The organism is Serratia sp. EWG9, assembly GCF_019913725.1.
Taxonomy (GTDB): domain Bacteria; phylum Pseudomonadota; class Gammaproteobacteria; order Enterobacterales; family Enterobacteriaceae; genus Serratia; species Serratia ureilytica.
The window spans coordinates 520,426-531,932 of the sequence record NZ_JADNRO010000003.1 but is presented as its reverse complement, the minus strand read 5'-3'; the positions used below and the strand labels follow the sequence as shown (position 1 = coordinate 531,932).

The 11,507-nt window shown below is 56.0% G+C and carries 10 protein-coding genes, 2 tRNA genes and 1 rRNA gene; 8 read left to right on the top strand and 5 right to left on the bottom strand.

Features of this window, described 5'->3' with window-relative positions; translation table 11 throughout:
- The 3 genes from rrf to dkgB form a co-directional block, all read left to right on the top strand.
- Positions 1-89 (top strand): 5S ribosomal RNA (gene rrf / locus ITX55_RS10810); the annotation flags it as partial.
- A 94-nt stretch (positions 90-183) separates the two neighbouring features.
- A tRNA-Asp gene (locus tag ITX55_RS10805) sits at positions 184-260 on the top strand.
- 213 nt (positions 261-473) lie between these two features.
- Positions 474-1,277 carry a 2,5-didehydrogluconate reductase DkgB gene (gene dkgB, locus ITX55_RS10800; RefSeq protein WP_033650993.1) on the top strand — a complete coding sequence of 268 codons (804 nt, stop codon included), beginning with the start codon at positions 474-476 and terminating at the stop codon, positions 1,275-1,277.
- A 47-nt stretch (positions 1,278-1,324) separates the two neighbouring features.
- Here dkgB and yafC read toward each other — a convergent pair whose 3' ends face one another.
- Positions 1,325-2,212 (bottom strand): DNA-binding transcriptional regulator YafC, encoded by an 888-nt coding sequence (gene yafC, locus ITX55_RS10795; RefSeq protein WP_004930183.1) that lies wholly within the window; start codon positions 2,210-2,212, stop codon positions 1,325-1,327.
- Between the two features lie 105 nt (positions 2,213-2,317).
- Between yafC and ITX55_RS10790 the strand changes: the two genes are divergently transcribed.
- Both ITX55_RS10790 and ITX55_RS10785 read left to right on the top strand, forming a co-directional pair.
- Entirely contained in the window at positions 2,318-3,493 is a 1,176-nt protein-coding gene (locus tag ITX55_RS10790) for an MFS transporter (protein ID WP_033650994.1), read from the top strand.
- 241 nt (positions 3,494-3,734) lie between these two features.
- A complete protein-coding gene (locus tag ITX55_RS10785) occupies positions 3,735-4,529 on the top strand; it encodes an endonuclease/exonuclease/phosphatase family protein (RefSeq protein WP_025160092.1) in 795 nt (264 codons plus the stop codon).
- Positions 4,530-4,581: 52 nt separating this feature from the next.
- On the opposite strand, the gene mltD is transcribed toward ITX55_RS10785, so the two are convergent.
- Entirely contained in the window at positions 4,582-5,964 is a 1,383-nt protein-coding gene (mltD, locus tag ITX55_RS10780; protein WP_033650995.1) for a murein transglycosylase D, read from the bottom strand.
- A gap of 71 nt (positions 5,965-6,035) precedes the next feature.
- A complete protein-coding gene (gene gloB / locus ITX55_RS10775) occupies positions 6,036-6,791 on the bottom strand; it encodes a hydroxyacylglutathione hydrolase (protein ID WP_042783718.1) in 756 nt (251 codons plus the stop codon).
- 44 nt (positions 6,792-6,835) lie between these two features.
- Here gloB and ITX55_RS10770 point away from each other — a divergent pair, with 44 nt between their 5' ends.
- A complete protein-coding gene (locus ITX55_RS10770; RefSeq protein ID WP_033641943.1) occupies positions 6,836-7,555 on the top strand; it encodes a class I SAM-dependent methyltransferase in 720 nt (239 codons plus the stop codon).
- On the opposite strand, the gene rnhA is transcribed toward ITX55_RS10770, so the two are convergent.
- On the bottom strand, positions 7,552-8,019 hold the full coding sequence (gene rnhA / locus ITX55_RS10765) for a ribonuclease HI (RefSeq protein WP_033641944.1): 468 nt from the start codon (positions 8,017-8,019) through the stop codon (positions 7,552-7,554). The two genes, ITX55_RS10770 and rnhA, sit on opposite strands and share 4 nt — an antisense overlap.
- 72 nt (positions 8,020-8,091) lie before the next feature.
- Here rnhA and dnaQ point away from each other — a divergent pair, with 72 nt between their 5' ends.
- Together dnaQ and ITX55_RS10755 are read left to right on the top strand one after the other, a co-directional pair.
- Entirely contained in the window at positions 8,092-8,835 is a 744-nt protein-coding gene (dnaQ, locus tag ITX55_RS10760; protein ID WP_033641945.1) for a DNA polymerase III subunit epsilon, read from the top strand.
- 144 nt (positions 8,836-8,979) lie between these two features.
- Positions 8,980-9,056 (top strand) — tRNA-Asp (locus ITX55_RS10755).
- Positions 9,057-9,161: 105 nt separating this feature from the next.
- On the opposite strand, the gene ITX55_RS10750 is transcribed toward ITX55_RS10755, so the two are convergent.
- Positions 9,162-11,402, bottom strand: coding sequence for a TonB-dependent siderophore receptor (locus tag ITX55_RS10750; protein WP_108680200.1), 2,241 nt, complete (start codon positions 11,400-11,402; stop codon positions 9,162-9,164).
- Positions 11,403-11,507 lie beyond the last annotated feature (105 nt).

The window sequence follows — 11,507 nt, the reverse complement described above, 5'->3', positions numbered from 1 at the left end:
CCTGACCCCATGCCGAACTCAGAAGTGAAACGCCGTAGCGCCGATGGTAGTGTGGGGTCTCCCCATGCGAGAGTAGGACACTGCCAGGCATCAAATAAACGTTATCAGTGTGACGACTGGTAATGCGCAAGTCGCAGAGCGCGATATTGCCGGTATCGAAAGATACAACGTAAAAGAATCGGTGGAGCGGTAGTTCAGTTGGTTAGAATACCTGCCTGTCACGCAGGGGGTCGCGGGTTCGAGCCCCGTCCGTTCCGCCACTTAATTGATAAGCCCTGAGTCTCTGACTCAGGGCTTTTTCATATCTATATTTTGCGCTTTCAAGGCCGGAATTGTCCTTCTTTACAGCCTTATCTCCCGATATTATTGCCTTTAGATCAAAAGTCTTATGCCGAACCAGGCGTTTTTGATCAATAAAAAAGTTGCCATAATCTTCCTCATACCACATTTACCCGTTAATGAGAGAAAACATTATGAGCATCCCTGCATTTGGTTTAGGTACTTTCCGCCTTCAGGATCAGGTTGTTATCGATTCTGTCAGCACCGCACTTGAGCTGGGCTACCGTACTATCGATACCGCACAGATCTATGAAAACGAAGCGGCTGTTGGCCAGGCTATCGCTGCCAGCGGCGTGAAACGTGAAGATCTGTTCATCACCACCAAGATTTGGATCGCGAACCTGGCGAAAGGCGCGCTGATCCCAAGCCTGCAAGAAAGCCTGAAAAAACTGCAAACGTCCTACGTTGATCTGACGCTGATCCACTGGCCGTCACCCCACGACGAAGTGCCGGTTGCCGAATTTATGGCTGAGCTGCTGGAAGCGAAAAAGCTGGGGCTGACCCGTCAAATTGGCGTATCTAACTTCACCATCGATTTGATGCAGCAAGCGATTGACGCGATTGGCGCCGATGAAATCGCCACCAACCAAATCGAGCTGTCACCGTTCTTGCAGAACCGCAAGGTGGTCGAATTTGCACAGCAGCACGGCATCGCCATCACCTCTTACATGACGTTGGCCTACGGCAAAGCGCTGCAGGATGAAACGATCAAAAGCATCGCTGCTCGTCACAATGCGACCCCAGCACAGGTGGTCCTGGCTTGGGCATTGAAGCTGGGTTATGCGGTGATCCCTTCCTCGACCAAGCGTGAAAACCTGGCGAGCAACCTATTGGCGCAGCAACTGACGCTGACCGACGAAGATATGGCGCAGATCGCCGCACTGGAGTGCAACGGCCGTCTGGTTAGTCCGGAAGGCCTGGCGCCAAACTGGGATTAATCATTCCTCGCCGTAGTCAGCATAAGGCGTCCATCGGGGCGCCTTTTTTATCGTTTCAGGTATTCACTCACAAAATCAATAAAGCTGCGCAGACGGTTGCTGACGGCGCTGTCGCTGTAGTAAACCGCGTTGATCGGCATGGCGACCGGCAGTGTCGCTTCCACCAGAATCGGGACCAAATCTCCACGTTTGATATCTTCGTCGCTCATAAAGTCGGACAGGCAGGCGATACCGTTGCCATGCAGACAGAGATGGCGCTGGGTTTCTCCACTATTGGTGGTCAAACCGGGGGTGATTTCCAACTGGCTGCCATCTGAGCAAGCCAGTGGCCAGCGGTTCAAGCTGGGCAGGTCGTTAAAACCGATACAGCAGTGATGTGCAAGATCTTCTACCGTTAGTGGCGTGCCGTGCTGAGCCAGATAAGCGGGGGAGGCGAGCACATGTCGGTAGCTGGTCATCAGTTTGCGTGCTTTCAGCGTAGAATCGGTCAGCTCGCCTACGCGGATCGCGATATCCACTTTTCGCTCGATCAGATTGATAAAGTTTTCCGAAGACACCAGCGATAACGACATTTCTGGATAACGTTCGCGGAACTCGGCCACTAAAGGCGTCAGCATATGCAGCACCACCGGCGTTGCCGCATCGACGCGCAGCAGGCCTTGCGGGCGCTGGCGGCTTTCCATCAGCGCATTTTCCGCCGCGGCCATGTCGTTCAGTACCTTCTGCACCTGGCGAAAGTAATTCTCTCCTTCCTGAGTCAGGCTGATTTGGCGCGTGGTGCGGTTGAGCAACGTTACGCCCAGTTTGCTTTCCAGTTTTTTCACCGTTCGGCTGACTACGGAGTTCGCTTGTTCCAGGCGTTCGGCCGCCCGGCTGAAGCTGCCGCTTTCTACGACGGTGACAAAGGTGATCAACTCGTCAGAGTTTGCTTTCATTTTTGCTCCGATAGCAAAGTTAATTTGAAATTTTGAGCATTTTTATCATTTAAGCATAGGCCGATAATAGCCGTCATCAACTTGAATGCTATTTCGGAGTAAAAAATGCCACTCGCATTACTTGCCTTAACCATCAGCGCTTTTGCTATCGGCACGACCGAGTTCGTGATTGTCGGGTTGATCCCGACTATCGCGGAGCAGCTTGGGGTGACCGTACCGTCCGCTGGATTGCTGGTGACTATCTATGCCCTCGGCGTGGCCATTGGCGCGCCGGTGCTGACGGCCCTGACCAGCCGCATACCGCGCAAACTGCTGCTGGTTGGCCTGATGGTGCTGTTCACTCTCGGCAACCTGCTGGCCTGGCAGTCACCCAGCTATGAATCGCTGGTAGTGGCTCGGTTGTTGACCGGTCTGGCGCACGGCGTGTTCTTCTCTATCGGCTCCACTATCGCCACTAGCCTGGTGGCGAAAGAGAAGGCGGCCTCCGCCATCGCCATCATGTTTGGTGGCCTGACGGTGGCGTTGGTGACCGGCGTACCGCTGGGGACGTTCATCGGCCAGCAGTTTGGCTGGCGTGAGACCTTCCTGGCCGTTTCTCTGATTGGCGCTGTCGCCACGCTGGCCAGCGTTATTCTGGTACCGAGCAATATCAAGAACCAGGGCAGCGCCGGCGTGCGTGAACAGCTGAAAGTGCTGACTCATCCTCGTCTGCTGCTGATTTACGCGATTACCGCATTGGGGTACGGCGGGGTCTTCACGACCTTTACCTTCCTTGCGCCGATGATGCAGGAACTGGCCGGCTTCTCTGCTCCGACCGTGAGCTGGATACTGTTGGCTTATGGCGTCGCGGTGGCGGTGGGTAACATCTGGGGAGGCAAGCTGGCCGATCGTCATGGGGCCGTGCGTGCGCTGAGCTTTATCTTTGCCGCGCTGGCCGTTTTGTTGCTGGTGTTCCAGTTTACCGCCAGCCACAGTATTGCCGCTTTGCTGACGGTGATTGTGATGGGCGTGTTCGCTTTCGGCAACGTGCCGGGGCTGCAGGTGTATGTGGTGCAGAAAGCCGCGCAATACACACCAAATGCGGTGGATGTGGCGTCCGGTCTCAACATCGCGGCGTTCAACATCGGCATTGCGCTCGGCTCGGTGATTGGCGGCCAGACCGTTGCCTCACTGGGGCTGGCGCAGACCCCCTGGATTGGCGCGTTGATCGTGGTGGTTGCATTGTTGCTGGTTAGCTTCAGCGGTCGCCTGGATAAAAAGTCTCAGCTGCAAACGGCTTAATACGTAAAACCCTTGCTGCCTGGCCCGCATTTTGCGGGCCTTTTCGCATTTTTCACCTATTACCCCTCACCTTTACACAGCTATACCGTCAGAAGATTGAAATCGCTGCAGGCGGCCCCTATAACTGAAAAGGTGATGCCCGCAAAAGCCATGCCCTCTATGCAGGGTAGGCGTATAATCAATTCATCGTTGGCGAGTGTTCATCGCCAGTTTTCATGTTAATGGGTAATAGGCGAATCGCGTGCCGAAACGAACTTATGCAATGAGGTATGTTGCAGGTCAGCCAGTTGAGCGAATCTTTCCTGGTGCCGTTAACCAGCCGTTGCCGCCAGGGGCGGCGCTGCCGACGACCGGCGCCCTGCGCGTCATGGTATGGAATATTTTCAAACAGCAGCGAGCCGACTGGCTTTCGGTGCTGAAAAACCATGGTAAAGACGCGCAGCTGGTATTATTGCAAGAGGCGCAAACCACGCCAGAGTTGGTGAGCTACGCTACCGCCAACTATCTGGCGGCCGATCAGGTGCCGGCCTTTGTGCTGCCGCAGCACCCTTCCGGCGTGATGACGCTGGCTGCCGCTCATCCTGTTTACTGTTGCCCGCTGCGCGAGCGAGAGCCGCTGCTGCGGCTTTCCAAGTCGGCCTTGATCACCGTTTATCCGCTGTACAACGGCGAACTGTTGATGGTGGTGAACATCCATGCGGTGAACTTTAGCCTGGGTGTCGACGTCTACAGCAAGCAGTTGGGGCCGATAGGCGAACAGATCGCCAGTCACCGGGGGCCGGTGATTATGGCAGGGGATTTCAACGCCTGGAGCCGCAAGCGCATCAATGCGCTGTATGACTTTGCCGGAGAGATGGCGCTGCGCGAGGTGAGTTTCACCGACGACCATCGCCGCAAGGCCTTCGGTCGTCCACTGGATTTCGTATTTTACCGCAATCTGGGAGTGGTGGAGGCGTCGGTGCTGGTGACCAGCGCGTCGGATCACAACCCGCTGTTGGTGGAGTTTCATCCGGAGAAAGACTCGCCGGTATGGTGAATCGCAGCTAATAAAAAAGCACCCCGAAGGGTGCTTTTTTTGTGCCGAACATTTAAGTATCCGGCGTCATCTTGTTGCCGACAAACAGGGTCAGCTTCAGACCTGGCTGCAGGTTGCCTTTGGCGAGCGTTGAATTCCAACGCATCACGTCGTTAATATCGACGCCGTGACGACGTGCGATACTGGCGAGCGAATCACCTTTACGAACCTGGTAGGTGATACTGCTGTTACTGCCAGTATTGCTGGCCACTTGCAGGGTTTGCCCAACTTTTAAGGCGCTCTTGGCGCGTAAGTTGTTCCAACTCTGCAAATCGCTGGTCTTAACGTTCAGCCGCTTGGCTATGGCCGATAAGGTGTCGCCGGAGCGAACTTTATACGAACTGCCACCGGACAAACCGCTGTTCTTCGCCAACTGCGTCGTTGGCTGAGTCACGGCGATCTGGCCATCGGCCAGCGAGTCTTTCAGCTGATCGGCATGCCCTTTGGGAACCATGATGTAATGGGGCCCGTTGGGTGCCGTAACGCCTTTTTTGTAGCCTGGGTTATACGCTTTCATCTTGGTGACTGAAAGCCCAGCCATCTCAGCCGCCTGAGTCAGCTGGATCTGCTGCCCGACATCGATACGAGCCAGCGCACGGGTTTCATCCGTTTTCGGGAGTTTCACGCCGTACTTCTTGCTGTTCTTGATGATGTCGCTCAGCGCCAGCATTTTCGGGACATAGATTGACGTTTCACGCGGAAGCGACAATGCCCAGAAATTGGTTGGCTTACCCTGGCGTTTGTTTGCCTTCACCGCTTGCATCACGCGGCCTTCACCACTGTTATAGGCGGCTACGGTCAGTAACCAGTCGCCGTTAAACATGCGGTTCAAGCGCTGCATCATGTTAAGCGCAGCGGTTGTCGAGGCGACGACATCGCGTCGACCGTCATACCACTGATTGTTTTTCAAACCATAATTGCGACCCGTTTGCGGCACGATTTGCCATAGCCCTGCGGCGTTGGCACTTGACGTGGCGTGTGGGTCAAAAGCGCTCTCCACTATGGGTAGCAGTACCAGTTCCATCGGCATATTACGTTTCTTAATCTGCCCGACTATCCAGTACATGTACGGCTCTGCCCGTAATGTTACATCGTGGAGATAGCTCTTACTTTTTAAGTACTTTCTTTTCTGATCACGGATCCGGGAATTTTCCGGAACCTCCATCTTCAGCTCGTCGCTAATGAAGTTCCACAGGTCCTGTTGCGCGGCGGGACTGTTGTTATCCAACCACCGCGCCGAGCTCGCTCGGCCATTTCCTGTGTACTCTCCTGCTTCACCATCTTGACCAGCCGAAGACAAACTCTGTGCATGCTGTTCTGGCGCCGGTGCGTCCTGCCTGGACGACTGGCAACCCACTAGCAAGACCGAGGCGAGAAATATCGCTTTAGCCTTCATGTGTGTGTCAATGTAGTTGCTTAAAAGACGAGCAATAATACTTTGCTTCGCCAAATAACACAACTAAAAGCTTAGAAGTTATCTTTCCGCAGGCGTAATTCGGAAAAAACTGAATGAAGGCTTTCCGGTGGTGAATTAAAGCCTAATTTCTTTTGTAAATCAGCGTCATGGCAACGTAAAAATAGGTTAATTTTGCGCTCTAATTGCAACGTGGTCGGCACGCTAGCTTGGCCTTTTGCCCTTAACGCTTCAACATGTTGTTGATATGTTTCAATCTCTCGATCTTCCGGCAAAATAGCCCGCGCAAACTTAAGATTTGAAAGAGTATATTCATGCGCGCAGCAAATTAAGGTGTTATCGGGAAGTTGCGCGAGTTGTTGAAATGAGTCGTACATTTGTTTTGCGGTGCCTTCAAACAGCCTGCCGCAGCCGGCGGAGAAAATGGTGTCGCCGCAGAACAGATAAGGGGCACTATAGAATGCCACATGGCCCAGCGTATGGCCGGGAACGGCGATAGTCCTGTACTGGCGGCCATCGATATCAAAGGTGTCGCCGTCGTGGACGATGTGGTTGGCGCCTTTGCCAGCGGTTTCCTGCGGCCCGTAGACCGCCAGGCCCGGGTATTGTGAGACAATCTGCGCCACGCCACCGACGTGATCGTGGTGGTGGTGGGTCAGCAGGATCGCCGACGGCGCCAGCTGCAGGCGCTGCAGCGCCTCGAGCACCGGCCGCGCTTCACCCGGATCGACGATAATGCAGCGCCCCTGCCGGTCATCCAATAACCAAATGTAATTGTCCTGGAAGGCGGGAATGCTGATAAGATTCATGGTGTACCTCTCGTTGGCAACGGCTTGAAAGAAGATAATAAATCATGAAACCAGCCCATACTCTACAAAAGCTCACCGGCCCGCAGTCCTGGGCTGAGCTGCCGTGGGGGGAGTACTATCGTGAAGCGCTCGAGCGGCAGTTGCAACCCTGGTGGCCCAAGCTGTTCGGTTTCCATCTGCTGAAGATGGGTATGCTCAGCGCCGAGCTGGCCACGGATAAATGCGCAATCTCCCACCAGGTCAACGTAGGGCTGGAGGGGGAAGGGCTGCAGGTGATCGCCGACGCCTATCAACTGCCGTTCGCCGCCAAGTCGGTGGATGCCTGCCTGTTGGCGCATACGCTGTCCTACGCGGACGATCCGCATCGCATGCTGCGTGAGGTGGATAGGGTGTTGATCGACGACGGCTGGCTGGTTGTCAGCAGCTTCAATCCGTTCAGCCTGCTGGGATTGGGCAAACTGGTGCCCGGATTGCGTCATCGTCAGCCCTATGTCAGCCGCATGTTTACCCAGATGCGGTTGTTGGATTGGCTCAGCCTGCTGAATTACGAGGTGTTGCACCAGGCGCGTTTTCACGTGCTGCCGTGGCACCGCAAGGGCGGCAAGTTTTTATGCACCCATTTGCCGGCGCTGGGCTGCATGAGCGTGATTGTGGCGCGCAAGCGCACCTTGCCGCTGACGCCCACGCCGATGAAACTGGGGGCGAGAAAGCCGTCTCTCAGCCGCGCGGTGGGCGCGACCAAGAGTTATCGCAAGCTGCCTTAGGCTTCCGGTTGGTAGCCGACGTCATCCTGCGTCGGTTTACCCGCCGCCTCGCGCGCCAGCTCGTCGCAGCGTTCGTTCTCCGGGTGGCCGGCGTGGCCCTTGACCCACTCCCATTTAACGGTGTGGCGCTGAATGGCCTGATCCAGCCGCTGCCACAGATCGACATTCTTGACCGGTTTTTTGTCGGCGGTTTTCCAACCGCGTTTCTTCCAGTTATGGATCCAGCTGGTAATGCCCTGGCGCACGTACTGGCTGTCGGTGCTGAGCGTCACGGCGCAAGGCACCGTCAGCGCTTCCAACGCCACGATCGCCGCCATCATTTCCATGCGGTTATTGGTGGTCAGACGAAATCCTTCGCTGAAGGTTTTTTCCGTCTGCTTATAGCGCAGTATCGCGCCGTAGCCACCGGGGCCAGGGTTGCCAAGGCAGGAGCCGTCGGTGAAAATTTCTACCTGTTTGAGCATCTCTGGTAGACTCTTCCTATCAGTTTTATAAAAGCCAAGTCTGACATAAACGAGCGCTGTGAGCACTGCAATATGATCTCTACAACCACCAGACAGATTGTCCTCGATACCGAAACCACCGGTATGAACAAGCTTGGGGTGCACTACGAAGGGCACCGCATCATCGAAATCGGTGCGGTGGAAGTGATTAACCGCCGCCTGACCGGGCGCAACTTCCACGTATACATCAAGCCGGATCGGCTGGTGGATCCGGAAGCGTACGGCGTACACGGCATCAGCGACGACTTCCTGGCCGACAAACCGACCTTCGATCAGGTTGCCGACGAATTCCTCGACTTTATCCGCGGCGGCGAGCTGGTGATCCATAACGCGGCGTTCGATATCGGCTTTATGGATCACGAATTCCGCATGCTGCAGCAGGGGATCCCGAAGACCGAGACCTTCTGCACCATCACCGACAGCCTGATGATGGCGCGCCGCCTGTTCCCGGGCAAGCGCAACAACCTCGATGCCTTGTGCAGCCGCTATGAGATTGACAACAGCAAGCGTACGCTGCACGGCGCATTGCTCGATGCCGAGATCCTGGCGGAAGTCTATCTGGCGATGACCGGCGGTCAGACGTCGATAGCGTTCCAAATGGAAGGCGACACCCAGCAAAACGATGCCGCGCAAGAAATACAGCGTATCGTCCGCCCGGCTACGGCGATGAAAGTGGTCTACGCCAGCGACGAAGAAATAAAGGCGCACGAGGCGCGTCTGGATCTGGTGGCGAAGAAGGGCGGCAGCTGCCTGTGGCGCGGGGCGCCGGCGGAATAACGGCGTTTTTGCACGAAAAAAACGCACTGGGCAACCCTTCGTTGAAAAACTGTGCAAACGGTTCATTTGCGGAGAAAAAGGCGTTGACGGAACCGAGAGGCGTCCGTAATATGCGCCTCGTTCCCCCGCAAGAGGGAATGGCGCGGAGCGGTAGTTCAGTTGGTTAGAATACCTGCCTGTCACGCAGGGGGTCGCGGGTTCGAGCCCCGTCCGTTCCGCCACTATTCAGAAGCCCTGAGTTAGCGATAACTCAGGGCTTCGTCGTTTCCGCTCTCGGCAAAACGGTGCGGCCCAGGGAACGGGGCCGGCAGACCGGCCCCTTATCCTCAGAACAACACCGAGTAATTCAAACCGAAGGTGCGTCCGCGGCCTTTATAGCTGTACAGCTCAGGCGAGCCGTAGGTCGGGCTGTACAGGATCGGCGCGCGTTGGCCCCAAACGGTGGTGTACTCCTTGTCCAACAGGTTTTCCACGCTGAAGCTGACTTTCCCCACCGGCAGGGCATAGCTGCCGAGGAAATCGAGGGTGTTGTAGCCATCTATTTTGCGGCCTTGGGTGGAGTTGGCCTTGGTGTAATCGCCGTCGTCCGACACGTCGAAGGTTTGCTGCGACTGCAAGCGCAGATTCCAGTCGCCCGGCGCCCAGCCGACGTAAGCGGTGACTTTCGATGGGCTGGCGGTATCGACCACCAGCTTCTTCCATTCGCCGTTGACCTTGGTTTCAGAACGAATGAAGTTGAAGTTGGTGCCGGCGCTCCAGTCGCTGTCTTCGAAGAAGTAGTCCGCCGCACCTTCCAGCCCATAGATGCGCCGCTTGTCCGCATTGACGTTAATGGTCATGTCGGTTTTGTTGATGGCGATGCTCTTGTCGGACAACGAGTAGTAGGCGGCGATTTGCGTGCGCAGGTTATCGCCGGTATAGCGCCAGCCCAGCTCGTAGGCGTTGACCTTGATGCCTTCCAGCTTGGAATCGCCGACGTTGACGCTCTTCAGCAACTGGTAATGGCCGCCGTTCAACGCGTAGGTGCCGTTGCCGTAATACTTGCCCGGATCCGGGATCTCGAAGCCCTGAGAGAAGTTGAACCAGGTTTGCTGACGCTCGGTCAAGTGCGCCAACAGACCGGCGTTGAACAGCGCATTGTTGTAGTCGGTTTTCCCTCCCGGGATGGCGTCGGCGGAGGCGGCGGCGCCGGTGGCGATCGCCTGCTGCTGGTTATAGCCGACGAAGTCGTCGATCTTGTTTTCGGTGTACTGGTAACGCACGCCGCCGCTCAAGGTGAAGATGGGATTGATGTCGTAACTGGCCTGCAGGAACGACGCCAGGTTGCTGGTGGTATAGCTCGGGTAGCGGCCGGTGCCGTAAGCGTTCTCCAGCGTCATGCCGCCGGACTGTTGGGCCTTCGCCAGGTTGAAGAACTGCTGGTTGGCGTTGAAGCTTTCATGCTCGGCGTCGATGCCGTAAGTCAGCGTCAGCGCGTCGACAGGTTTGCTGTTTAACGTCAGTTTGCCGCCGTAAAAATCGGTTTTTTGCTGCGAAGCGCCAATGCTGCTGACGTAATAGTTCGGCGCTTTGCCCGCCAGCGTTGGGAAGGGGTAGAAGGTCAACGTTTCGTCGCGGTAGTAGACCTGCGCCACCAGATCCTGGCCGAGGAAATCGGTGTTGGAATATTGCAGGTTGATCAGGTGGCGCTCGGTGCCGGGGATGCGATCGGAGTTTAAGTTACCGCTGTTGTACGCCTTGGCGTTGCCGGTCACCGCCGCGAAGTTTTCCCCCAGAAACAGGCCGTGATCGCCGTCGGACTGGCTTTTGTAGTATTGGGTGGTCAGCTGCAGCTGTTGATGATCGTCGATGTTGAGGGTGCTGGAGCCCATCACATCGAGGCGATTGGAATACTGCAGGCCGGTTTGAGTATTGTCGATCAGCACCTCGTTGCCTTTGCCGTCGTACCAGCCGCCGTAACGCTGGTAAGAAACGGACAGCCGCCCCGAGGCGTTGTCGTTGCCGCCGCTGACCGCCGCCGCTACGTTCTCGTCGTGATCGTTATGGCCGCCGAAACCGGTTTTGCCGCCGACCTGCAATTCGACCTGCTGCTCTTTCTGTCCTTTCTTGGTCACGATATTGATCAGGCCGCCGGTGCTGCCGCCGCCGTACAGTGCGGTCGCGCCGGAAATCACCTCAATATGGTCGATATTGAACGGGTCGATCGAATCCAACTGGCGGCTGTCGCTGCGCGACGAGTTCAGGCGTACGCCGTCGATCATCACCATCATCGAACGGCCGCGCATATTCATGCCATAGTTGGTGCGGCCCTGGCCGCTGACGTCCATGCCGGGGATCAGCTGAGCCAACATGTCCTTGATCTCTTTGCCGCCCTGGACCTGCTGTTCGATCTCCTGACTTTCGATCACCCATGTCGTCTGCGCCATTTCCGCCGCGCTGCGGTGCGAACGGCTGGCGGAGACGACCACCTGCTCTTCGCTGCCGTTTTTCTGATCTTCTGCCCAGGCCGCCGGCGCAAGCAACGCCAGCAGACATGGGTTTAATACCCAAAGAGGTTTGCGTTTCATCGTTATTTCCCAGGTGATATTGTCGTTACGTTGTTTTTTGAGAATGCTTCTTTTATCAATAACGTTTCTTGTTATCAATAAAATCATGATATGATTTTTTGCGAT

Coding starts and splice junctions, on each gene's coding strand:
- mltD (WP_033650995.1), bottom strand. CDS start 5,964: ATGAAGGCTAAAGCGATATTTCTCGCCTCGGTCTTGCTAGTGGGTTGC.
- ITX55_RS10790 (WP_033650994.1), top strand. CDS start 2,318: ATGCCACTCGCATTACTTGCCTTAACCATCAGCGCTTTTGCTATCGGC.
- ITX55_RS10770 (WP_033641943.1), top strand. CDS start 6,836: ATGAAACCAGCCCATACTCTACAAAAGCTCACCGGCCCGCAGTCCTGG.
- yafC (WP_004930183.1), bottom strand. CDS start 2,212: ATGAAAGCAAACTCTGACGAGTTGATCACCTTTGTCACCGTCGTAGAA.
- ITX55_RS10750 (WP_108680200.1), bottom strand. CDS start 11,402: ATGAAACGCAAACCTCTTTGGGTATTAAACCCATGTCTGCTGGCGTTG.
- dnaQ (WP_033641945.1), top strand. CDS start 8,092: ATGATCTCTACAACCACCAGACAGATTGTCCTCGATACCGAAACCACC.
- gloB (WP_042783718.1), bottom strand. CDS start 6,791: ATGAATCTTATCAGCATTCCCGCCTTCCAGGACAATTACATTTGGTTA.
- rnhA (WP_033641944.1), bottom strand. CDS start 8,019: ATGCTCAAACAGGTAGAAATTTTCACCGACGGCTCCTGCCTTGGCAAC.
- dkgB (WP_033650993.1), top strand. CDS start 474: ATGAGCATCCCTGCATTTGGTTTAGGTACTTTCCGCCTTCAGGATCAG.